The sequence below is a fragment of the Mesorhizobium sp. M0998 genome (assembly GCF_040318885.1).
GTDB lineage: Bacteria > Pseudomonadota > Alphaproteobacteria > Rhizobiales > Rhizobiaceae > Mesorhizobium.
The window spans coordinates 48,640-69,514 of the sequence record NZ_JAMYND010000010.1 but is presented as its reverse complement, the minus strand read 5'-3'; the positions used below and the strand labels follow the sequence as shown (position 1 = coordinate 69,514).

Genomic DNA, 20,875 nt, shown 5'->3' with positions numbered 1-20,875 from the left:
CGACCGACACGGCCCGCGTCACGCCGGCCGTTCGTAGGTTCCGACCAACTCCGTCTCCTCCAATGCGTGTTTCTGGGCTTGCTTCCAGACCTGATGCACGCCCGCCTGTCCTGGTACGCTGAGGCTCGGCACATCGAGCGCGGCCAGCAGGAAGTGGTAATGGTGGACGCCGTGCCCTGCAGGCGGCTGCGGACCATCGTAATACGCATTGCCGAAATCGTTGGTGCCTTGCCTGAGTGCCGACGGGCCGGGCTTGCCGTCTTCGGCCTCGGCTAGTCCCCCGGCATCCGGCGGGATGTTGAACACCGCCCAGTGCCCGAAAATCCCGCTTGGTGCATCGGGATCCCGCACGACAAGAACAAGGCTCTTGGTACCATCCGGGACACCGGACCACTTCAGCGGCGGCGAGACGTTCTGGCCGTCACGCGCATATTTTTCGGGAATTCTTCCGCCTGCCCGGAACGCCGGGCTGATAAGGGTGAGTGGCATTGCTATTTCCCCAAGGAGGTTGCGACCGAGAAGCCCGCGCCTGCGCCGTTCACGCCGCTTGCTGAGCTTCGGCGACGCGTCTTATCTCGCCCGGCAGGGATTCCCAGACCTTGTGCATCTGTGCTTCTCCGACGTGATAGGCGAGTACCTTGGACACGACCCTGAATGCATCCTTGGAATCGACCGGGCGGGTAAATTCCAGCTCCGCCTTGATCTTGGCCAGAAACTCGTCGAGCGACCGCATCTTCTCGGGAGCTTTGGAAGGCTGATATTGGTCATAGAAGGCGCCGCGCACCAGGATCGGCAGCTGCGAGCCGAGGTGGGCTGCAAGATCCGGCTGCATACGGTCGCGCAGGGCGTGCAGCACCGCTCCGAGAACGTGCCAGGCGACCTGCCGATCCGGTCCAATCTCGTCCATGATCTCGTCGAGCCAGATGTTCGTGGTCTGCAGTGTCTTGTCGAATACGTCGAGTCCGGTGGCGTTCATCGAGATCCTCCTTCCGTTCAAATCCGACTAGGTGATGTGACCAAACAGCCGTACCTGCCCGTTGTTCCCCCATGCGCATGTCCTGATGCGCATTTATTGTCGGAGGTCCCGTCTGTTGTCGGCCCGTCATGAGGGAATTCGGGCCGGCTTTTTTGCCGCTGTTTTTCGACCACCTTTCTTGGCCGGCACCGGAACATCCTCATGGGTGGACGAGTTTTGTTTGCCGTCGCCGATCACATGGCGACGAGTGATGCAGACACAAAAAACAGGAGAAGAACCATGGCACATCACGATTTGGCGCCCCGGACGCCATCGCGCAGCCTCTACCCATCCGCGCGCGACCCGCTCACGTCATTCCACCGGCAGATTGACCGCCTGTTCGACGACTTCTTCGCGCCGATGGCCGAAGCGACTACGGCCGGCGATCTTTGGCCGAGCGTCGACGTACATGAAACAGACCAAGCCTATAAGGTCACCGCCGAATTGCCGGGGCTCGAGCAGAAGGACGTTGAGCTCAAGCTGCGCGAAAACACCCTCTTTATTACGGGCGAGAAGCGTTCGGAGCACAAGGAAGGCGAAGGCGGCCGCACCTACAGCGAACGCAGTTATGGCCGGTTTCAGCGGACCATCCCGCTGGAAGCGGAGATCGATGCCGACAAGGTGCAGGCCACTTTCAGAAACGGCATTTTGGCTGTCGAGCTTCCGAAGAACCCCGCTGCAAAGGACAAGACACGCCGCATAGAAGTGAAAGCGAGATAGTTGCCAAACTGAAGGCTGCCTGAGCAGGCGGCGTTCAGCCCAGATGGAGAAGAACGGCGAGCACGGCGGCAACCGGCCAGCGAGCGTCTAGCGCCGGGGATCGTCCGTTGCCTCGGAAACGCCTTCGAGAGCGATTTTGGCGGCTTCCTCATCGGTCCGCCCGAGGTCGGCCAGGGCGATGACGCCGACGAGGCGCTTGTCGTGATTGATCACCGGAAGACGACGCACCTGATGCTTGGCCATGATCTTCGCCGCATCGGTGATATCGGCGTCATCGAAGCACCAATAGACATGCTCGGACATGACCTCGCGAACGGTCGTGTTGCCGGCTGAGCGCTCCTCGGCGACGCCGCGCATCACGATGTCGCGGTCTGTCACCATGCCGACCAGCCTGTCATTCTCGCCGACCGGAAGGGCGCCGAGATTGTCGGCCCGCATTTTCCGGGCGGCATCCCTGATTGTCGTGTTCGGGCCGACCAGCTCGGTCCGACGGCTCATGATCTCCTGAACTTGCATGGGATCTTCCTTTCCCTGATTGCTGAGGCAACAAGTCGCCAGACGGACCTGTTGCGACGCATCGCTAGATTGCCAGCTGGCCGGACGAGGCATGTACGGATCACTATCTTCGATCTTCCCGATCCGCGCTGAGGCGCGTGCCGGTGCCGGCACCTCGCGATCGAAACTATTCTTGGAACGTCCAGGCAGCGAGCGAGTTCCAAAATGGTACCGGTGCCGCAGCCATCCCACGGAATGTGGACGCAGGCTGGTGAAAAAACATCCACCGGGAAAACAGATGCACGCGGATTGAAGGTCATGGCTATCATCTTTTCAGATCGCCGCGAGGCCGGGCGGCAACTCGCCGGGGAACTCGTTCGCTTTGCCGGCCGCGACGATGTGATCGTATTGGCGCTGCCCCGAGGCGGCGTGCCGGTCGGCTACGAGGTCGCCCAGGCACTCAAGGCACCGCTCGACGTCTTCGTCGTGCGCAAGCTCGGCGTCCCCGGCCACGAGGAACTGGCCATGGGGGCGATCGCGCCCTCAGGCGTACGTGTCCTGAACGACGAAATCGTCAACGGTCTCGCGATCCCGCCACATGTCATCGACGCGGTCGCTGCAAGGGAGGAAAAAGAGCTTCTGCGCCGCGAGCACCTCTATAGGGACGGGCGACCCCCACCGCAGTTGAATGGACGAACCATTATCCTCGTGGATGACGGGCTTGCGACCGGATCGACCATGCGGGCCGGGATCAAGGCGCTGCGAAAAAACCACGCCGCCCATATTGTCGCGGCCGTTCCCGTCGGTAGCCCCGACACTTGCGACGCGATGCGGGCGGACGCCGACGAGGTCGTTTGCGCGACGACACCAGAGCCGTTGCTGGGTGTCGGGCGCTGGTACGTGGATTTCTCGCAGACGAGCGATGAAGAGGTCCGCGCGCTCCTCGCCAGGTCCGGGCCCAAGCCCGCCGCTTCCGAACAGGAATTGGCTGGGCGCGCAGGCGCGGGTCCGGCGCCTGGCACCAGATCGACATAGCGGAGATGGATATGGACCGGGATAGCGAGCACGTCGTGCATGTTCCCGCGGGACCTGTCACGCTTGAGGGCAATCTTTCGTTGCCCTCGGATGCTCGTGGCCTTGTGCTCTTTGCCCATGGCAGCGGAAGCAGCCGCCACAGCCCGCGCAACCGCTACGTGGCAGGAAGGCTGAACGAGGCGAACCTCGCCGCCTTCCTCATCGACCTGTTAACGGCCGAAGAGGAGCGGATCGACCAGGTCACGGCCGAGTTGCGCTTCAATATCGGACTGCTCGCCGACCGGCTGGTCGGCGTCACGGATTGGCTCGGCGCCTCGCCGGAAACATCGGGGTTGCGTCTTGGCTATTTCGGCGCGAGCACGGGCGCCGGTGCCGCCCTGGTGGCGGCGGCCGAGCGGCCCGACCAGGCCGCGGCCGTGGTTTCGCGTGGTGGCCGGCCCGATCTTGCAGCGCACGCCCTGCCGCGCGTCCGGGCGCCGACCTTGCTCGTCGTCGGAGGCGCGGACAAGCAGGTGATCGCGCTCAACCGCTCGGCGCTGGCGGCGCTCCACTGCGAGAAGGAGCTCGCCATCGTCCCTGGCGCGACGCACCTGTTCGAGGAACCCGGCGCCCTGGACGAAGTCGCGGGCCTGGCGAGCCGATGGTTCTTGCGCCATCTGATTTCGGACAGATCGGCGTCGACGTCCTGACAGCTGGGGCTTGGATCACCAGTCCCGGGATCATTTGCGTCCTCAACGCGTTATGATCCTCATAAGACCGCGCGCAGCTGCAACCCGAATGGCTGTCGCAACCCGTATGAGGGAGAAAGACAATGCCGGACAAGAAAACCATCGAGAAGGCCCGAAAGGACAAGCGCGAGGGCAAATCGCCGAGCACACAGGCCGGCGAGTTCGTGCACGAGGAGATCGATAAAATCCGCCGCGGCGAGCACGGCGCGCGCTCGACCCAGCAGGCCATCGCCATCGGGCTTTCCGAGGCAAGACGCGCAGGCGTAGACCTGCCCCCGCCCAAAAAGGGCAAGGTGAAGGAGAGCACGCGCAAAAGCGCCGAATACGCCTATGAGGCCGGCCAGGGTGAACGCACGCCGAAACGCCGCCCGCGGGTCTCGAAAGCCGTCTCCAAGGTGCTCGAGCACGAGCCGAGGAGTACGGCGTCGCACGAGGCGCTGGCGCAGCAAGCCAAGCGTGCGGCCTCGCGCCGGACGGCTGAGGAGCGCTCGGCCGCTGCCAAGAAAGCCGCCGAGACGAAAGGCGCCAGCGGAAGGAAGGCGGCGGCGCAGAAGGCGGCCAGAACGCGCGCGCACCACGCATAGTTCAAAGACGGCAGTTCGCCTCCTGGAAATCCGATATGGCCCAAGCGACCGGTATCGAGATCTGCCCCGGCAGCGCGGGACAACGCCGCTGCCCAAGGCGAACCTGCATCCGCGGGACAACATCGACTTCGAAATCACCGCTGACGAAACGGTGGCGCTGAACGAGCAATACGCGTCACTCGCGACGCTGCCTGACGCGTGACACCAACCGGAGGTACACGGCGGCAAGGGCAGCGGGAGACCGGTCAGGAAAGCGCAGCCTGTTTCTTGAGCATGATGCGTATCGCCCATAACGCGGAGAACTCTGATCATGACCTCAGCTGCCAGCACGACAATGCCGCGAGACACCACTCAGACGAGACATATCGCTTTGCTCGGCGCGCCCTCTAATCTTGGGCTGATGCCGCAGGAGGGTGAGCCGGAGCCCGGCGTGTGGAAGGCGCCGGAGACACTTCAATCGCTTGGTCTCGCCGACCGTTTGGGCGCCGGTCCGTTGCGCTCGGTTCGGGCTCCGCCTTATCGGCCTGAGGTGGATCCTGCGACGGGCGTGCGCAATGCCCAGGCCCTGCGCCAGTATTCCAAGACGCTTGCCGAAGCGGTCGACGAGGAGCTGAACTCGGGAGGGTTCCTGCTCATGCCCGGCGGCGATTGCAGTGTGTTGCTTGGCCCTGCGCTCGCGCTACGGCGTCGTGGCCGCTACGGCCTTATCTTCTTCGATGGGCACACCGATTTCAAATTGCCGGATACCTCGCCGTCAAAGGGAGCCGCGGGCATGGATTTGGCCTTCGTGACCGGCCATGGCCCGACGCTCCTGATCGATTTCGGCGAGCACACTCCTTTGGTCCGTGAGGCCGACGTAGTCGCGTTTGGCTATCGCGATGTGCAGGACCCCGCGACTTACACGTCCAAGGCCGTCTTCGACACCGATGTTCACCGGATGGATTTGGCTGAAGTGCGGCGGCGCGGCATCGCCGATGCGGCACGCATAGCGCTTGACGCGGTCGCAGGGCAGGACGTCGAGGGTGTATTCGTTCACTTCGATGTCGACGTGCTGGACAGCGAGATCATGTCGGCTGTCGATACGCCGGAGGCCGGCGGTGTCTTGCCCGACGAAGCTGTCGAAGCCCTTCGCACATGGTGCAACGATCCACGCGTGATTGGGATGGAGGTGACGATCTATAATCCCGACCGCGATCCGGATCGTCGCTGCGGCAAGCTGCTGATCGACATTCTGGTCGCTTCCCTTCGCGGCCGGTAGACCAATGGGAGTCCTGCACTTGTGCACGAACGCAATCCGCCGGCACGAATGGCCGTCGGTCTGACGGATCGCCGCGCGCACCCATTCTGTGGTGCTACCTCATCGGGAACCGTTCTCAACGAACATGGTTCGGAGTGCGACCGAAGCATTCGGCTTCTTCTACCCGGCTATCGCCAAGGAGATTCGCCATGACCGGCAAAACCCGTCCCACCGTCCTGATCACAGGCAGCAGCGGGTTTCTGGGCCAGGCCATCGCTCGCGGCTTGATGGAGCGCTACGACATCATCGGCCTTGATGTTGCCAGACGAACCTTGCCCAGCGTCGAGACGATCGAGATCGACCTTACCTCGGACGCGAGCGTTGCGAAGGCACTGGCCGAGGTGCGCGAGCGGAGCGGCGGCCGCGTTGCCTCGGTGATCCATCTCGCGGCTTATTACGACACGACCGGCGAGGATAATCCGAAATACGGCGCGGTGACCGTCGAGGGAACGCGCCGGCTGCTGAACGCGCTGAGGGGGTTCGAGACGGAGCAGTTCGTGTTTTCGAGCACGCTGCTGGTGCATGCGCCGAGCCCGGCAAAGGGCGCCAGGATCGACGAGCGATCGCCGATCGATCCGGCCTGGGCCTATCCGAGATCGAAGGCCGAGACCGAGACGCTGATCCAGAAGGAGCACGGCGACATCAAGGTTGCGATCCTGCGACTGGCGGGTGTCTATGACGAGGATTGTCACGCGGCCTTCATCGCCCAGCAGATCGCCCGCATTTTCGAGCGCATGCCGACCGCCTATCTTTTCACCGGCGACATCACCACCGGCCAGCCCTACCTGCATCTGGACGATCTCGTCGACGCCGTGGTGCGCACTGTCGACCGGCGCAGCCCGCTTCCCGACGAGACCGTACTGCTGATCGGCGAAGAAGAGACGCCGTCCTACGACGAGATGCAGAAGCAGATCGGGCAGCTCCTGCATGGCGAGACCTGGCGGACCCTGTCCCTGCCGAAAGAGGTGACGAAGCTCGGCGCCTGGATGCAGGAGAAGGTTCTCGACCAGGAGACCGACATCAAACCATGGATGATCGAGAACGCCGACGATCACTACGAGATCGACATCTCCCGCGCCAGGCGCCTGCTTGGCTGGAACCCGCGGCACCGCCTGACCGCTACCTTGCCGGAAATGATCCGGCGACTGAAGGCGGATCCTACCGACTGGTACAAGAAGAACAAGCTTGAACCGTCGGCGGCCGCCGCTTCCGCGCCCGAGCTCGACCAGGCCGCCGAACGGCTGCAGCGCCCGCTCGAGCGCTCGGACGACGAGGTCGAGGCGGAAACCGAACACCGCCGGGCCGCAACGCTCTGGGCGCCGCTGACCAACGTTGCGATCGGGCTTTGGCTCGTGGCGTCGCCCTTCACGCTCGGCCTGTTCGATCCCGCATCAGCACCGATTCCGCCGGCGCTCGGACATGAGATCGCCTCGCCGGAGACGCGCGACGGCAGGCTCGGCATCAGTGAGATTGTATCCGGCCTCGCCATCCTGTCGCTGGCGCTCGTCGGCACGCGCCGGCGCTGGCACGGGCTGCAATGGATCACCGCCTCGATCGGGGTTTGGGTGATGTTCGCGCCGCTGCTGTTCTGGACCACCAGCGCCGGAGCCTACGCGACCGACACGTTGGCCGGCATGCTGATCGTCGCGTTCGCGGTGATGATCCCGCCGACGCCGGGTATCAGCCGGCGTGCCCTTGCCGCCGATGACGACCGCCCGCTCGGCTGGAGCTATTCGCCCTCCCTCTTCACCCAGCGCATTCCCATAATCGGCCTCGCCTTTGTCGGCCTGTTCGTCTCGCGCTATCTCGCTGCCTATCAGCTAGGGCACATCGACAGTCTTTGGGATCCGTTCTTCGGCCCGGGCGAAACGCCGGCCGGCAATGGCAGCGAGGCGGTGGTCACCTCCTGGGTCTCCAAGGGTTTTCCGATCGCCGATGCCGGGCTGGGCGCCTTCGCCTATGCGCTGGATATCCTCGCGGGCGCGATCGGCGATCGCCGCCGCTGGCGCACCATGCCGTGGATGGTGCTTTTGTTCGGCTTGCTGGTCGTTCCGCTCGGCGTGGTCAGCGTCGGCTTCATCATCATCCAGCCACCGCTCATCGGAGCGCTGTGCACGCTCTGCATCGTCCAGGCTGCCGTCACCGTCGTCCTCATCCCTTATTCGGTCGACGAGGTGCTGGCGAGCTGCCAGTATCTTTGGCAAGCGAAACAAGCGGGAGAGCCGTTCTGGCGCACATTCTGGTGCGGAGGTCCGGCACTTTCGGAGGACCAGACGCCAACGCCGGATCTCGACCGGCCGCTATCGGCAGTGGCGCGGGACTTCGTCACTGGCGGTGTGAATTTCCCCCGGACCCTTGTCGCCAGCACACTCGCCGGCACCCTGCTGATGATCACGCCGCTTGTCTTCGGCACCAGCCCGCCGCTCTACTTCAGTGACCATGTCACCGGCTGCCTGGTCATCATGATCGCCGTCACGGCGATGGCCGAGGTGGCGCGCGCCGTCCGCTTTGTGAACATAGCGCTTGGAGCCTGGATCGCCCTCTCTCCGTTCATGCTCGCCGGCGGCGCGGCGGCGAGCCTCGCCAATCTGGCGATCGGAGCGCTGCTGGTCGGGCTCAGCCTGCCGCGCGGCACGCGCAGCGCTGCGCATTATGGCGGCTGGGACCGGGCCATCGTCTGAGAATGTTCGGCGGCGCAGGACGGTCGGCCAGGTGGCTGCAAAGATTGATCCGCATCAACCTGTCGAACACATCGAGCGGGAAGTCGGCGAAAGGCGCAAAGGCGGCCGTACCCTTCCAACTTGAATTTTCCGCGTATCTGCATTTCACAAGTCGGCAAATAAATTAGGGAGGAATTTCAGCATGATAAAAGGGCAATTCTCTGCGCCGGCATCCTCGCCGCCGGTATGTGGGCCGCGTCGTCATCGGCGTCCGCCGAAAGCCTGACCATGTCTTGCGGCGTTGACGAGGTCTGGTGCCAGCAGACGGCGCGGGCGTTCGAGGAGAAGACCGGCATCACGTCAATATGACCCGCAAGAGCGCTGGCGAAATCTATGCGCAATTGCGCGCCGAGGCCGCCAACCCAAAGGGAGACATCTGGTGGGGCGGAGCCGGCGATCCGCATCTGCAGGCAGCCGAGGAGGGCCTGACAGTGGAATACAAATCGCCGCTGCTCATGCGGACCGGTTCTGATCAAAGCTTGAAGGATTGCACGCAGAGCTGGCGGACCTGGGCGAACACGCCGCTGCCGGCGCAAATCACCAGCGCGCCGTTTTCCAGCACCGTCTTTGGGTCGGGCTTGACTATAGTGCCGCCGGCTTCTTCCACCAGCAGCATGCCTGCCAGGCAGTCCCAGGCGTTCATATGCTCTTCGACATAGCCGAGCAGCCTGCCGGCGGCCGCATAGGCGAGCATCAACGCGCCGGATGCGTTACGGAAAAACACGCCGCCCTTTGAAAACAGCAAGCCGATGAGCGTTGCGACGTTCTGAATTTCGACGCGGTTGGAAAAGCCGGTGCCCAACGAGCCGTCGGTCAGGCTGGTGGCCGCGCTTGCCCTGATCGGCTTGCCGTTGAGAAAAGCGCCGCCGCCCTTGCGGCAATGGAACGTTTCGCCGGTAGAGGGCTCGTGGATGACACCCACGACAGTGTCGCCGTCCTTGGCGCAGGCGATGACCACACACCAGGCCGGAATGCCCCGCACGAAGTTCGCAGTGCCGTCGATCGGATCGATCACCCATACATGCCCGCTCGATCCGGTGACCGAGGCATGCTCCTCGCCGACAATTCCATCGGTCGGGTAAGCGGCTTTCATTGCCGCACGGATGAACAGCTCGACCTCGCGGTCAGCCTGCGAGACCATGTCCTGATGACCTTTGCTCTCGATGGCGAGGCTGTCGAGGTCGCGAAAATACTTCAGGCCGAGCGCGCCGGCGCGCCGCGCGAGATCGATGGCGAACTGTTCGCGCGTTGCTGTGTCGGGTGTCATGAGATCCTTGGGATGGCGAATGTGATCTGAGGAAAATACCCCAGCCAAAGAAGCTTAGCGGTGAAGCTAAGAGCGTGCAAATGACGAGCCCTGCCTTTTGCGGGGCGGCCCCGAGGCCGACCGGTCTTCCATGCGCCCGACAGCGACAGTCGCGCTCATACGGGTCCGGTCATGTCGCCTTCGATATAGATGATCTGGCCGGTCATGAAGCTCGACGCGTCGGAAACCGGGAAGATCGCAGCACCGCCCAGTTCATCGACCTCGCCCACCTTGCCAGCGGCCGACCAATGCCACGGCTTGCCGGCGATAAACGCCTATCCCCGCCAGACATCTTCGCGGCGCAGATCGTCCATCGCGCGCGAAATGCCTTCGCGCAGGATCGACACCATATCGTCGATCTGCTGGCGCTTGATGATTAATGGCGGCGACATCACGCACATGTTGATCAGTAGCCGGACCAACAGGCCGAGCTCGTGGCAATGCGCGTCGATGCCGGTCGGCACCTCGATCCGCCTCGCTTATGACCCTGAGGCTCTGCTGGCGATAACCGACTGAATAATTTTTTGCGCAGCAGTGCGACCGGCGACGATCGCGCCCTCGACATAGCCCGGAAATGACGGCGACAGCTCCGACGAGGCAAAATGCACCGGCGGGGCGCCCGCCCGGATAATGCGTTCGGCATCCGTTGCCGTCGCATCGACGATCGAATCGCTGTAACCGCCGCCGCTCCAGTGATCCCCGGTCCAGTCGCGATAGCTGAGATCGGTGACGCCGGCGGCCTCGATACCGAGCGCATCTTGCAGCTTTGATGTCACCGTAGCGCGTAGCGCCGCGCTGTCCATATCCCGCCAGCGCTGCGCCAGCGGCCCGCCGATGAAGACGACAAGTGCTGCATGATCCTCGTCCTTGCTGGCATCGCAGGCAAAAAGTCCGTGCGGCTCCCGCCACATCACCATGCCGCTCAAGCCCCTGTCGCGCCAGAAAGCCTTGGGATAGCGCACAAGCATTTTGATAACTGCGCCGCTTTCCCAGACGCCGAGGGCTCTCTCCAGCGCAGCCGGCAGCGGTGGCACGAAATCGACTCTCGAGGCCATCATCGGCGGTAGCGCGACCAGTACCGCTCGTGCCTCGGTCACGCCGGCAGGCGAAACGACGCGAACCCCTCCCGGGCCGTGCTCAATAGCCTCGACGGCTGTATTCAGCCGCAGTCGATCGCCGAGATCCCGCGCAAGATCATCTGCCAGCGAATGCATGGTTTCGCCCACGAAATACTGCAGCTCCGACACCTCGTTGGTGATGCGGCGATCATTGTCGATCAAGTACCACAGCGGCAGCCTTTCCATTGCCAGGCACCACAGGCCCTCGATCATCGACCGAAAGGCGGCCTTGGCATCGTCGGGATCGTTCTGGCGATCGAGCCATGCCGCGACTGTCAAGCCGGCGATGGCCGGGTCGGTCGGTGCGATCGCGTTCATCCGCTCGCGCATTCGCATCGCGGTGCCGTAAGTGCGCCCGGCTTGCGCCTCGCTCATTCGCGGCTGCGTGACGAATTCGCCTGCGACATGGGTCTCGACCAATGTCTTGCCGCGCGCTCGCACCAGCGCCATTAATTCCGGCATGTCTTCGCACAAGAACTGGCCGCCGCTGTCGATCCGCTCGCCGAGCCCGTTCTGCACGGCTTCGACGCGGCCGCCGACACGGTCGCGGGCTTCGAGCAGCACGACATCGATGCCGGCGTGGTTCAATTCACGCGCGGCCGACAGGCCGGTGAAGCCGGCGCCGACGATGGCCACATCGGCTCGTTCGATCTTGAACTTCATTAGCCGGCCTTGATCTTCTCGAATGTCAGGCGCCGGATCATTGTCTTCATTGCTGATCCACCCTCTTTTTGATGGTTCACGCCGGCCTGGCACCGCGGGCTGCTGAGTTCGGATAGTGCTTGGGGAATGCCGCAGACAGGAACTCGTTCGCGGCCTGCAGCGCCGTCTCGCGTGTGGCGTCCTCGGTGCCCATCATCAAATGCAGCCACAGACCATCCAGCATGGCGCTGAGCGCCAGCGCCATGACTTGCGGCTCATAGGCATAGAAGCCGCTCTGCTTGAGCGCCGCGCAAAGATCGATGAATATATTCTGGTAGACGGCATCGCGTGCGCTGCTCAGCGCCTGATATTTCGGTCGCGATTTGGCCTCGCCCCAGAAGGCACACCAAGCAGCCAGCTTGCGCTTGTTGCAGATCGAGCGGTTGAAATCGGCTGCCACCAATGCCTGCAGCTGGCGGGCGGGATCATCGCCGGCCCTTTGCAAGGCGCTGCGCCAATGCGCCGAATACTCGTCATGCATGTACTGCAAAGTGGCGACGAGCAGCTTCTCCTTGCTCTCGAAATGGAAATTGACGATGCCGCGCGACAGGCCGGCGCCGTCGGCGACGTCGGCCATAGTCGTTTCCGAATAACCGCGCTTGGCCAATGAATCGATAGTCGCTTCGATCAGTTGAACCTGCCTTGTCTCTTTCGACGCTTTGCGGCCGCGCTTTTCGGAATCGCTTTTTCGCGCCGGTTCGAGGAGGGCTTCGCGCGCCTCTGTTGTCTTCATCGGGGTGATGGTCTCCAGCATCGCCGGCTAGCCGACCGGCATCGGCCGCGAAGATCAGTGGGACGGTGTTTGCCACTGTCAAGCACCTTCTGCATGGCTGCCCATATTCGAATGTTCTCGTCGAGATTGCATCCTTGGATAAAACGTCGTCGAAGGCATCCGTCGGCGAAAGGCAGCGATCCCGGCGATGGAGACCAGATCAGCGCCGCCGAGCCCGCCTGCAGCGGACCTTGGGTCGAGATCTACGCCGGGCGCGAGCTGCAATATCAAAAGCTGCTGAAGCGTGCCAAACTGGTGCCGCGGCTGGTCGTCAGGCTCGGCCGCCGCACTGCCAATCCGCCTGCGGATTTCTAAATATGGCCGACGACACCGACAGTCCCAAACTCGCCGCCGAAGCCGCCGAACAGTGGCAGCTGATCAACACACCGCTCGGCGAAAAATGGTCGGGCCGCACCCGCTATGCTGCGGCCATGTTCTTCTACAAACGCGGTGAGATGAGCGCTGAAACGCTGGAGGCCTACCGTATTTGTGCCAGGCTGGATTCGACCGATCCGCTGCCGATCATCCGCGACCGCGGCATTGGCCAGGACTGGCTTAAACGCATGGGTTTCGAATAGTCGGCCTCCAAATCGCATTCCGGTCAAGCCGGCATCACCCGCTTAGCCGATGGTCTTTTCCAGCATGCCGAGCCAGTTGCGATAGGCGATCTTCTCGATCAGCGCGCGCCCGAAGCCGCGAGCCGCGAAAGCGTCGAGCAATCTTGGCAGGCCGGCAACGTCGCCTATCACGGCCGGGATCATGGCGCCGTCGAAATCCGAGCCCAGGCCGACGCCGTCTTCGCCCAGCGCCTGCAGCAGCGAATCGACATGGCGCACCATGATGTCGAGACTGGTGTCGGCGTTCATCCTGCCGTCCTCACGCAGGAACCCGGTGGCGAAATTCAGCCCGACCATGCCGCCGGAGTCGCGGATCGCGCCGAGCTGCCATTCGGTGAGGTTGCGCGAATGGCCGCAGATCGCGTGCACGTTGGAATGGGTCGCGACCAGCGGTGCGTCGCTGATCTCGACGACGTCGCGGAAACCTTTTTCGTTGAGATGCGAAAGATCGATCATGATCTTCAGCTGGTTGCAGGCTTTCACCAGCGCCTTGCCGGCATCGGTCAGCCCCGGCCCTGTATCGGGCGACGACGGGAAACGGAACGGCACGCCGTGGCCGAAGGCATTGGGACGGCTCCAGACGATACCGAGCGAGCGCAGGCCGGCTGCGTGGAGGACATCGAGCAGGGTGAGCTCAGGGTCGATCGCCTCGACCCCTTCGATGTGGAAGACCGCCGCGATCGAGCCTTGCGCCATCGCCTTCCTCACATCGCCGGCGGTGCGGCAGACAGTGAGCGCCGAAGCCCGCTCCAGCCTGAACAGGATCGAGGCCATCGCTATGGTGGAGTTGAGCGCATCGGCGCGCGGAACCTCGGGCGGCATGGGCTCGCTGTCGCTCGGCGCCAGCGGCACCGCGCCGCGCTTGGATTTCTCGACAGGCGGCGGGAAGATCGCGAACATGCCGCCGGCAAATCCGCCTTTCTTTGCGCGCGGCAGGTCGACATGGCCACTCGGCGTCCCCTCGACGAACAGCTTTTCGATGTCCGCATCCTTCGACTGGTAGAGCCTGAGCAGCGTGTCGTTGTGGCCGTCGAAGACGGGAACGAGATCGGATTCGGTCATGGAGGGCCATTCGGTTGAAGTGGTCGGGCCGCAGAGGGCGAGCCGGTTGTTGCCAATACTTAGGCAAGACGGGCGCTCTGCGCAAATCCCGCATGTTTGCCTTATGTTTGTACGCCGCCAATGGTCGAAGGGGCACGCGGTAAAGCCGCGCACCCTTTCTCCTTTCATTCATCGAGGGGCTGTCTCTCTTACCGCTTCAGCACGTCCGCCCATTCCGGATGGCGGCGGAACTGAGCATTGGCGAACGGGCAAAGCGGGATGATCGTCTTGCCCGCCGCACGTGCATCCTCGACGGCACGGGTGACGAGGCGAAGTCCCGCGCCCTGGCCGCGAAATGCATCCGGCACTTCGGTATGGTCGATGATGATCTGGTGCTCGCCGACCTTGGTGAAGGTCATCTCCGCCTCGGCGCCGCTCGGCCCACGCAGGAAGTAGCGGCCCTTAGAGCCGCGGTCCTCCAGCTCGATCTCCGGCAATAGGTCAGACATGGCTTGCGGTCCTTTCATCCGACGTTACGGCGAACAACTGCCGCGCCGCCTCGATCTCGCTCGGCCGCACCTCATGGCCGCCGTCATGCCACTCGACTGTGACATCGGCACCATCGGCGCGCAAATAGGCTTCGAGCCGCGCCGTCAAATCAGGCGGACAGATCGGGTCTCGCCTGCCGGCGGTGACCAGGATGCGGCTGCCGTCAAGGCTGCCCTTGACCTCCGGCTCGAACGGGATCAGCGGATGCATCAGCACCGTTGCGTCGAACAGCGACGGTTCGGCAAACAGCACCGAGGCCAGGATGTTGGCGCCGTTGGAATAACCGAGGCCTAGCACCGAAGATGGCTTTGCCGCCTCGACATGTGCCTTGACGAAGCCGGCCATCTTGTCCGTCGCTCGCGTGAGATCGCCCATGTCGTAAACGCCCTCGCCGGTACGGCGAAAGAAGCGTGCGGCGCCTTGTTCCGAGACATCGCCGCGCGGGGCGACGATCGTCGCTTGCGGCGCAAGATCGCGCCCAAGCGACAGAAGCTGATCCTCGTCGCCGCCAGTGCCATGGAAGACGAAGAGCAACGGTCCGTCCAGCGAACCGGGCAGCACCTTGTGAATATACGAATCCTTGCTCATAACCCTGCCCTCAGTCTTCCAGTTTCTGCAGATGCTGCTCGAGATAGGGCCGCAAATGCTGGTGTTGCGACGGCAGTTTCAGCGCCTCGCCGAGATGGGCGGTATCCTCGTCGCGGTCGAAGCCCGGCTCGTTGGTGGCGACTTCGAACAGCACGCCCCCCGGTGTGCGGAAGTAGATCGCCCAGAAATAATCGCGGTCGATCACCGGCGTCACCTGATAACCTGTGTCGAGGAGTGCCTTGCGCACTTCGAGCTGCTTGGTGCGGTTCTCGACGGCGAAAGCAACATGGTGGACCGAGCCGGCGCCGAGATTGGCGAAGCCGGCCCCTGGCAGCGATTCGATATCGACGACGTCGGCGCCGTTGCCGTTCTTCACCGCCAGCCGCCTGATGTTGCCTGACTTGTCGACCTCCTCATAACCCATGAATTTCAGCAGCTCTTCGGTGGCGCCGCCATCTTTCAGCCTGAGCGACACCGAGTGAAAGCCGCGGATCGCCACGTCGGTGGGAATGCCACCCTTGGCCCATGGCGCACGGTTGTCCGCTCTGTCTTCGACCAGCGCAAACCCGTCGCCGTCGGGACCGGCGAACGCAAGACGCTTCTCGCCGAACGTCTCCTCGCGGGACAGCCCGGTGACGCCTTGCTCGGCAAACCGTTTCTCCCAATAGCCGAGCGTGCCCTCAGGCACCGAGTAAGCGGTGGTGCCGACCTCGCCAACGCCATGGCGGCCCTTGCCGATGTTGGGAAACGGGAAATAGGTCATCACCGAGCCGGGTGTGCCGACCTCGTCGCCGTAATAGAGGTGGTAGACGTCGGGTGCGTCGAAATTGACGGTTTTCTTGACCCGCCGCAGGCCGAGCGTCCCGGTGAAGAATTCGTTATTCTGGCGCGCATCGCTGGCCATCGAGGTGACGTGATGCAGGCCCTTGACCTGGTCGAGCATGTCTGTTGCTCCTTCCCTTGTGCTGGTGCGGCCCTTGCCGCTGTCCACGCAAATATGAGGATCCGCCTCCTGGCCGCAAAGGCGGCAAACACAGAATGGACTGTGCTGTTAAAGTGAACGACGAAGCAGGTTTTGTTCACCATTCGGCAAACTGGACCGGCTTGCATACTCGCCGAAATTGCGCTCCATGAGCGACGCATGTAGCCAGCGTGAGGATACAGCGGTTGAGTGGAAAACGCCCCAATATTCTCCTGATCACCTGCGATCAATGGCGGGGCGACTGCCTGTCAGCTGCTGGGCACAAGGTGGTAAGGACGCCGAATGCCGACGCGCTGGCTGCCGAGGGCGTTTTGTTCCAGAAGCACTATGGCGGCGCCGCACCTTGCTCACCGGCACGCGCCTGCCTCTACACCGGCCTTTACCAGATGAACAATCGTGTCTGCCGCAACGGCACACCGCTCGACGCCCGGCACGGCAATATAGCGCTCTGGGCGCGCGCCCTCGGCTATGATCCGACGCTGTTCGGCTATACCGACACGGCGCGCGACCCGCGCACGCTGGCGCCTGGCGACCCGCAGCTGAAAAGCTATGAAGGCGTGCTGCCCGGCTTCACCGTGCGCCAGCTTCTGCCCGAGCACCAGAAGCCCTGGCTGTCATGGCTCAAGGCGCGCGGCGTCGATGCCGGCGCCGGCTCCCCCGACATTCATCGCCCGGCGCGCGAAATCCTGGAAAACGACGGCGCGATCAGCAACGGTCCGCCAATCTATTCGAAGGACGAGACGCCGTCGGCCTTCCTGGCCGGCGAATTCATCCGCTGGCTCGGCGAGCAGGAGCGCGATGCGCCGTGGTTCGCGCATCTTTCCTTGATCAGCCCCCACCCGCCCTTCATCGTGCCGGCGCCTTACAACGCCATGTACGATCCGGCCATCGGTCCAGCTTTTGACCGGGCGGAAAGCTGGCAGGCCGAAGCAGCAAGCCACCCCTATCTCGCCTATGAACTTAACCTGCAGGAACGGTCGAAATTCCGTCCCGGATCGGAGGGCAAGGTGCGCGACTGGGGCGACGATAATTTTCGCCGCATCCGGGCGCTCTATTACGGCATGATCTCGGAGGTCGACGCGCAGCTTGGCCGCGTCTGGCAAGCGGTCAAGGCGGCCGATGCATGGGACGACACCGTCATCGTGCTGACCTCCGATCACGCCGAGATGATGGGCGATCATTTCATGCTGGGCAAGGGCGGCTTCTTCGACGGCAGCTTCCATATTCCGCTGGTCATTCGCGATCCGCGCCGCCGCAAGGCGGCCGGCAGCAGTGTCGACCGCTTCACCGAGGCGGTCGATTTGGCACCGACCTTGGTCGAGCTCACTGGGCTCGAGCTCACTGGCGGCGAAGTCCTGCCGCATCTCGACGGCCGCTCGCTGGCGCCTTTCCTGGACGCAACGGAGCCGGACAATTGGCGCGATGCGGCGCATTGGGAGTTCGATTTCCGCTCGATTGCGGATGGTGATGCAGAACGCTATTTCGGCATCGGTCCGCGTCAGTGCAATCTCGCCGTCATCCGCACGCAAAAGTTCAAATATGTGAATTTCGGCGGCGGCCTGCCGCCCTTGCTCTTCGACCTGGAAAAAGATGCCGGCGAGCTGACCAACGTCGCTGACGACCCAGCCTATCTGCCGGTGCGGTTGGAATTTGCCGAGAAGTTGCTCGCCTGGCGGGCCGAGCATCTCGACCAATCTCTGGCGCTCGCCGAATTGACGGACAATGGCGTTGCCGGCCATGTCGCGGGCTTCCCCTCGAGATAAGCAAAGCCCGCGCCGTTGCCGGCGCGGGCTTCTCTGTCGGCCTGTGAGCAGCTTAGCGCATGATCAGGCGCTGTTTGTCGCGATTTTGCGCATAGCTGGCCTTGTCGTAGGGGGCCTGCGCCTCAAGCTGCTCCTTGGTGAAGTTCGTGTAGAGATAGCGCTTGCCGTTCTTGTCGGTCATGAATTTCAGGTTGTCCATGCCGACCGCCACCTCCTTCTCGCCGACGCCAAGGAAGCCGCCAACGTCGATGATGACTGCGTCGACCTTCTTGTCGCTGCCCAGCACGATATCGCCGATCTCGCCGACGTTGACATCGTTGGCGCCGTAGACGGTTGTTCCAACCAGATCCTCGGCCCGGATTTCGCCCATCGGCATTTCGGTTAGCGTCGACTTGTCGATCGACCCGGTCTTGGTCTGGTCGGCCGTGGAATTAGCCGGAGGCGCCGCTGCCGGAGCGTTTTGAGCCGTCTTGCCGGCTTGGTCAGCGTTGTTGGTCGTTGCGGTGTTGTCGTTCGGCGCAGTGTTGCTGGCCATCACGGTGGGCGTGACGGTAGCAGGCGCATTGGCATCGTTCGACGCAGTGGTTGCCGGGGCCGGATCATAGGCCTTGCGGTTGAAGTCTGGCTGCGCCTGCAGCTCTTCCTTGGTCGTTTGCGCGACCAGCCAGCGATCGCCGTTCCTCTCGGCCCACTGCGCCTTATCGAAGTCATAGGCGACGTTCTTTTCGCCGATGCCGAGGAAGCCGCCGACACCGATGATCAGCGATTGCGCCTTGGCTTCCTTGTTGATGACGATGTCGTTCACGTCACCGATGTTTTGGGCGTCGTCGCCGGTGCCGTTATAGACGGTCTCGCCGATGATATTGGTGGCGAGATTGCCTTCGGCGCGCTTCACTGGCTCAGCCGGCGCGGCAGGCGCCGGGGTTGTATTTTGCGCGCTGGTGGAAGGGGCGGCAGGCGCCGCATTATCCGCCGAAGCTGGTGGCGGAGTCGGATCGTAAGGCCTCCGGTCGAAATCCGGCTGAGCCGTCAACTCATCCTTCGTCGTTTGCGCTATCAGCCAACGGTCGCCATTTCTTTCGGCCCATTGCATCTTCTTGTAGTCGAAAACGACGTTCTTGGTTCCTATGCCAAGAAAACCGCCAACGCCGATGACGACGGATTTTACCTCGCCGCGCTCGTCGAAGACGACATCGGTGATCTTGCCGATATTCTCTGCATTGTCGCCGGTGCCGTTATAGACCGACTCGCCGATGATATTGGTGACAAGGCTGCCCTCGGCGCGTTGCACCGGAGCGGCTGGAGCGGAATTCTCTACGGCGGGTGGTTGCGCCGGCGCCGGGGTCGTCGCCGACTGCGCAAATGCACCCGTCGCAATCAATGTTGCGACTGCTGTCGTGGTTAAAAGGGTGCGGATCATCTTAGTGTCTCCTCGTCGGTGATTTCGTGCACGCCGTGCCCGCCTGGCGTCACTGCGGGCGCAGCGTCTTCTGCATGTTCACAACGTTGTGACCACACTGTTGTTCCGAAAAAAGCCGTGGTGCACCCGGTGCGATGTCAATGGTTCTCGGATTCGCCGCGTTGCTCGAAAGGAACATTTTCTCGGCCGCCCCGTTCCACTCCCGGCTGGGGCTCCGTCCCGGCCCGATAAGTGCTGGAAAATGGAACGGCCATGCGGTTTGCAGCGGTGCTGAACAAGGACGGGGGCACCCTGCGCACCATCGATCTTGAGGCCTTCGCCAGTCGGATGCGCAGCACACTTGAGACTGCCGGCCACTCGATTGATATCGAAATCGTCGCCGGCAAGGATATCGTCGCCACGCTGGACGGCGTAGCTTCCAGGCGCGGCATCGACGTCGTGCTGGCTGGCGGCGGCGACGGCACCATTTCGGCCGCGGCAGCCCGTTTGATGAATGGGGAGAAGGCGCTGGCAATTCTGCCGGCTGGCACAATGAACCTTTTTGCGCGCGGCCTCGGTATCCCGCAGACCCTCGATGCGGCACTGAAATCGTTTGCCGACGGCGAGGTGATGGCGATTGACATTGCAACAGCCAACGGCCGGCCCTTCGTGCATCAATTCTCGATCGGCATGCACGCCAGGATGGTGCAACTGCGCCAGAAGATGGAATTCGGCTCGCGGTTGGGGAAGATGCGCGCCTCGGTGCGAGCCGCTTGGGCGACGATCAACAATCCACCGGCGATGAACGTAACGCTGATGATCGGCGAGGCCGAGATCAGAACCCGGATCACCGGTATCGGGATCACCAACAATCTGTTTGGCGAGGGCCACCTGCCCTATGCCGATAATCCGGCAGGCGGCGTGCTGGGCATCTATGTCACCGTGGCGCGGCGGCGCGGCGAATTGATCAGGTTCCTCTTTGACGTCGCCCGTGGGAAATGGCGCGGCAACGAGCATGTCGAAATCCATCAGGCAAACCGCGCCGTTTTGAAAATCCATTCGACTAACAGGAAAGTTCAGGCCGTCATGGACGGCGAACTGGTAAAGCTCGATCGCGAGACGACCGTCGAAATCCATCCGCGCGCGTTGAATGTTCTCGTCCCGGCGCGCGCTGTCGAGGCAAAGGTTGCCTGACGTGGGATGCGTGATGTGGGGTTGCGTGATGCAAACTGGCGCGAGCGATGGAGAGAACCTAGCCGCTGGGCGTGTTGCCCTGTTCGGTCTTCGGCGTCTCGATCATCCAGCCGTAGATTTCGGCGACGCCCCAGGCGATAAAAGCCAGCAACAGCGCGGCGATCAGGATACGAAGGACATGCCGACCCCGCCGCCCTTGACGGGCTTTGTTTTCAGGAATGGTTTTTGGCATTGTCTGGCTCCATATTTG

22 protein-coding genes and 2 pseudogenes are annotated in these 20,875 nt (G+C 63.0%); 11 read left to right on the top strand and 13 right to left on the bottom strand.

The window, feature by feature from the left end; all coding sequences use genetic code 11:
* Window positions 1–18: 18 nt before the first annotated feature.
* The gene (locus tag NKH59_RS12005; protein WP_352471470.1) at window positions 19–489 is read right to left on the bottom strand and encodes a YbhB/YbcL family Raf kinase inhibitor-like protein; all 471 of its coding nucleotides are present in this window, start codon (window positions 487–489) and stop codon (window positions 19–21) included.
* Window positions 490–538: 49 nt separating this feature from the next.
* A complete protein-coding gene (locus NKH59_RS12000) occupies window positions 539–976 on the bottom strand; it encodes a DUF2267 domain-containing protein (protein WP_353022015.1) in 438 nt (145 codons plus the stop codon).
* Between the two features lie 279 nt (window positions 977–1,255).
* On the opposite strand from NKH59_RS12000, the gene NKH59_RS11995 reads away from it, so the two are divergent.
* On the top strand, window positions 1,256–1,735 hold the full coding sequence (locus NKH59_RS11995; protein ID WP_352471471.1) for an Hsp20/alpha crystallin family protein: 480 nt from the start codon (window positions 1,256–1,258) through the stop codon (window positions 1,733–1,735).
* A gap of 87 nt (window positions 1,736–1,822) precedes the next feature.
* Here the strand turns inward: NKH59_RS11995 and NKH59_RS11990 are convergent, their stop codons facing one another.
* Window positions 1,823–2,251 carry a CBS domain-containing protein gene (locus tag NKH59_RS11990; RefSeq protein ID WP_023677862.1) on the bottom strand — a complete coding sequence of 143 codons (429 nt, stop codon included), beginning with the start codon at window positions 2,249–2,251 and terminating at the stop codon, window positions 1,823–1,825.
* A 297-nt stretch (window positions 2,252–2,548) separates the two neighbouring features.
* Here NKH59_RS11990 and NKH59_RS11985 point away from each other — a divergent pair, with 297 nt between their 5' ends.
* The 6 genes and pseudogenes from NKH59_RS11985 to NKH59_RS11960 all read left to right on the top strand — a co-directional run.
* Window positions 2,549–3,265: a phosphoribosyltransferase gene (locus NKH59_RS11985; protein ID WP_353022012.1), complete on the top strand. Its 717-nt coding sequence runs from the start codon at window positions 2,549–2,551 to the stop codon at window positions 3,263–3,265.
* A gap of 11 nt (window positions 3,266–3,276) precedes the next feature.
* Window positions 3,277–3,954, top strand: a complete 678-nt coding sequence (locus NKH59_RS11980) for a dienelactone hydrolase family protein (RefSeq protein ID WP_352471474.1) — start codon at window positions 3,277–3,279, stop codon at window positions 3,952–3,954.
* 122 nt (window positions 3,955–4,076) lie between these two features.
* Complete coding sequence (locus tag NKH59_RS11975) at window positions 4,077–4,577, top strand: DUF6496 domain-containing protein (RefSeq protein WP_352451168.1); 501 nt, start codon at window positions 4,077–4,079, stop codon at window positions 4,575–4,577.
* 370 nt (window positions 4,578–4,947) lie between these two features.
* Complete coding sequence (locus NKH59_RS11970) at window positions 4,948–5,835, top strand: arginase family protein (RefSeq protein WP_353022009.1); 888 nt, start codon at window positions 4,948–4,950, stop codon at window positions 5,833–5,835.
* Window positions 5,836–6,023: 188 nt separating this feature from the next.
* On the top strand, window positions 6,024–8,555 hold the full coding sequence (locus tag NKH59_RS11965) for an NAD-dependent epimerase/dehydratase family protein (protein WP_353022006.1): 2,532 nt from the start codon (window positions 6,024–6,026) through the stop codon (window positions 8,553–8,555).
* A 225-nt stretch (window positions 8,556–8,780) separates the two neighbouring features.
* Window positions 8,781–9,046 (top strand): annotated as a pseudogene (locus NKH59_RS11960) (substrate-binding domain-containing protein); the annotation flags it as partial.
* 20 nt (window positions 9,047–9,066) lie between these two features.
* On the opposite strand, the gene NKH59_RS11955 reads toward NKH59_RS11960, so the two are convergent.
* The 4 genes and pseudogenes from NKH59_RS11955 to betI form a co-directional block, all read right to left on the bottom strand.
* Entirely contained in the window at window positions 9,067–9,861 is a 795-nt protein-coding gene (locus tag NKH59_RS11955) for an inositol monophosphatase family protein (protein ID WP_353022003.1), read from the bottom strand.
* Between the two features lie 314 nt (window positions 9,862–10,175).
* A pseudogene (locus NKH59_RS11950) lies at window positions 10,176–10,367 on the bottom strand (aspartate aminotransferase family protein); the annotation flags it as partial.
* A 12-nt stretch (window positions 10,368–10,379) separates the two neighbouring features.
* A complete protein-coding gene (locus NKH59_RS11945; protein WP_353022000.1) occupies window positions 10,380–11,681 on the bottom strand; it encodes a flavin monoamine oxidase family protein in 1,302 nt (433 codons plus the stop codon).
* 76 nt (window positions 11,682–11,757) lie between these two features.
* Entirely contained in the window at window positions 11,758–12,474 is a 717-nt protein-coding gene (gene betI / locus NKH59_RS11940) for a transcriptional regulator BetI (RefSeq protein ID WP_502895733.1), read from the bottom strand.
* Between the two features lie 72 nt (window positions 12,475–12,546).
* Here betI and NKH59_RS11935 point away from each other — a divergent pair, with 72 nt between their 5' ends.
* Together NKH59_RS11935 and NKH59_RS11930 are read left to right on the top strand one after the other, a co-directional pair.
* Window positions 12,547–12,807, top strand: coding sequence for a hypothetical protein (locus NKH59_RS11935; RefSeq protein ID WP_352831459.1), 261 nt, complete (start codon window positions 12,547–12,549; stop codon window positions 12,805–12,807).
* A 2-nt stretch (window positions 12,808–12,809) separates the two neighbouring features.
* A complete protein-coding gene (locus tag NKH59_RS11930) occupies window positions 12,810–13,070 on the top strand; it encodes a hypothetical protein (protein ID WP_352814978.1) in 261 nt (86 codons plus the stop codon).
* 42 nt (window positions 13,071–13,112) lie between these two features.
* On the opposite strand, the gene NKH59_RS11925 is transcribed toward NKH59_RS11930, so the two are convergent.
* The 4 genes from NKH59_RS11925 to NKH59_RS11910 all read right to left on the bottom strand — a co-directional run bounded on the left by NKH59_RS11925 (window position 13,113) and on the right by NKH59_RS11910 (window position 16,230).
* Entirely contained in the window at window positions 13,113–14,171 is a 1,059-nt protein-coding gene (locus NKH59_RS11925; protein ID WP_353021997.1) for a dipeptidase, read from the bottom strand.
* Window positions 14,172–14,359: 188 nt separating this feature from the next.
* A complete protein-coding gene (locus tag NKH59_RS11920; protein WP_352451160.1) occupies window positions 14,360–14,659 on the bottom strand; it encodes a GNAT family N-acetyltransferase in 300 nt (99 codons plus the stop codon).
* A complete protein-coding gene (locus NKH59_RS11915) occupies window positions 14,652–15,287 on the bottom strand; it encodes an alpha/beta hydrolase (protein WP_353021994.1) in 636 nt (211 codons plus the stop codon). The genes NKH59_RS11920 and NKH59_RS11915 overlap by 8 nt, the downstream gene beginning before the upstream one ends.
* A gap of 10 nt (window positions 15,288–15,297) precedes the next feature.
* A complete protein-coding gene (locus tag NKH59_RS11910) occupies window positions 15,298–16,230 on the bottom strand; it encodes a VOC family protein (RefSeq protein ID WP_352540230.1) in 933 nt (310 codons plus the stop codon).
* A gap of 224 nt (window positions 16,231–16,454) precedes the next feature.
* Between NKH59_RS11910 and NKH59_RS11905 the strand changes: the two genes are divergently transcribed.
* Entirely contained in the window at window positions 16,455–18,032 is a 1,578-nt protein-coding gene (locus NKH59_RS11905; protein WP_353021992.1) for an alkaline phosphatase family protein, read from the top strand.
* A gap of 52 nt (window positions 18,033–18,084) precedes the next feature.
* Here the strand turns inward: NKH59_RS11905 and NKH59_RS11900 are convergent, their stop codons facing one another.
* A complete protein-coding gene (locus NKH59_RS11900; RefSeq protein WP_353021989.1) occupies window positions 18,085–19,452 on the bottom strand; it encodes a PRC-barrel domain-containing protein in 1,368 nt (455 codons plus the stop codon).
* Window positions 19,453–19,704: 252 nt separating this feature from the next.
* Between NKH59_RS11900 and NKH59_RS11895 the strand changes: the two genes are divergently transcribed.
* A complete protein-coding gene (locus NKH59_RS11895) occupies window positions 19,705–20,625 on the top strand; it encodes a diacylglycerol/lipid kinase family protein (RefSeq protein ID WP_352471119.1) in 921 nt (306 codons plus the stop codon).
* Window positions 20,626–20,683: 58 nt separating this feature from the next.
* Here NKH59_RS11895 and NKH59_RS11890 read toward each other — a convergent pair whose 3' ends face one another.
* Complete coding sequence (locus NKH59_RS11890) at window positions 20,684–20,857, bottom strand: hypothetical protein (protein ID WP_292659198.1); 174 nt, start codon at window positions 20,855–20,857, stop codon at window positions 20,684–20,686.
* Between the last annotated feature and the right edge of the window lie 18 nt (window positions 20,858–20,875).

Coding starts and splice junctions, on each gene's coding strand:
- NKH59_RS11990 (WP_023677862.1), bottom strand. CDS start 2,251: ATGCAAGTTCAGGAGATCATGAGCCGTCGGACCGAGCTGGTCGGCCCG.
- NKH59_RS11925 (WP_353021997.1), bottom strand. CDS start 14,171: ATGACCGAATCCGATCTCGTTCCCGTCTTCGACGGCCACAACGACACG.
- NKH59_RS11890 (WP_292659198.1), bottom strand. CDS start 20,857: ATGCCAAAAACCATTCCTGAAAACAAAGCCCGTCAAGGGCGGCGGGGT.
- NKH59_RS12005 (WP_352471470.1), bottom strand. CDS start 489: ATGCCACTCACCCTTATCAGCCCGGCGTTCCGGGCAGGCGGAAGAATT.
- NKH59_RS11965 (WP_353022006.1), top strand. CDS start 6,024: ATGACCGGCAAAACCCGTCCCACCGTCCTGATCACAGGCAGCAGCGGG.
- NKH59_RS11980 (WP_352471474.1), top strand. CDS start 3,277: ATGGACCGGGATAGCGAGCACGTCGTGCATGTTCCCGCGGGACCTGTC.
- NKH59_RS11995 (WP_352471471.1), top strand. CDS start 1,256: ATGGCACATCACGATTTGGCGCCCCGGACGCCATCGCGCAGCCTCTAC.
- NKH59_RS11955 (WP_353022003.1), bottom strand. CDS start 9,861: ATGACACCCGACACAGCAACGCGCGAACAGTTCGCCATCGATCTCGCG.
- NKH59_RS11910 (WP_352540230.1), bottom strand. CDS start 16,230: ATGCTCGACCAGGTCAAGGGCCTGCATCACGTCACCTCGATGGCCAGC.
- NKH59_RS11930 (WP_352814978.1), top strand. CDS start 12,810: ATGGCCGACGACACCGACAGTCCCAAACTCGCCGCCGAAGCCGCCGAA.
- NKH59_RS11975 (WP_352451168.1), top strand. CDS start 4,077: ATGCCGGACAAGAAAACCATCGAGAAGGCCCGAAAGGACAAGCGCGAG.
- betI (WP_502895733.1), bottom strand. CDS start 12,474: ATGCTGGAGACCATCACCCCGATGAAGACAACAGAGGCGCGCGAAGCC.
- NKH59_RS11900 (WP_353021989.1), bottom strand. CDS start 19,452: ATGATCCGCACCCTTTTAACCACGACAGCAGTCGCAACATTGATTGCG.
- NKH59_RS11935 (WP_352831459.1), top strand. CDS start 12,547: ATGGCTGCCCATATTCGAATGTTCTCGTCGAGATTGCATCCTTGGATA.
- NKH59_RS11895 (WP_352471119.1), top strand. CDS start 19,705: ATGCGGTTTGCAGCGGTGCTGAACAAGGACGGGGGCACCCTGCGCACC.
- NKH59_RS11915 (WP_353021994.1), bottom strand. CDS start 15,287: ATGAGCAAGGATTCGTATATTCACAAGGTGCTGCCCGGTTCGCTGGAC.
- NKH59_RS11945 (WP_353022000.1), bottom strand. CDS start 11,681: ATGAAGTTCAAGATCGAACGAGCCGATGTGGCCATCGTCGGCGCCGGC.
- NKH59_RS11920 (WP_352451160.1), bottom strand. CDS start 14,659: ATGTCTGACCTATTGCCGGAGATCGAGCTGGAGGACCGCGGCTCTAAG.
- NKH59_RS12000 (WP_353022015.1), bottom strand. CDS start 976: ATGAACGCCACCGGACTCGACGTATTCGACAAGACACTGCAGACCACG.
- NKH59_RS11985 (WP_353022012.1), top strand. CDS start 2,549: ATGGCTATCATCTTTTCAGATCGCCGCGAGGCCGGGCGGCAACTCGCC.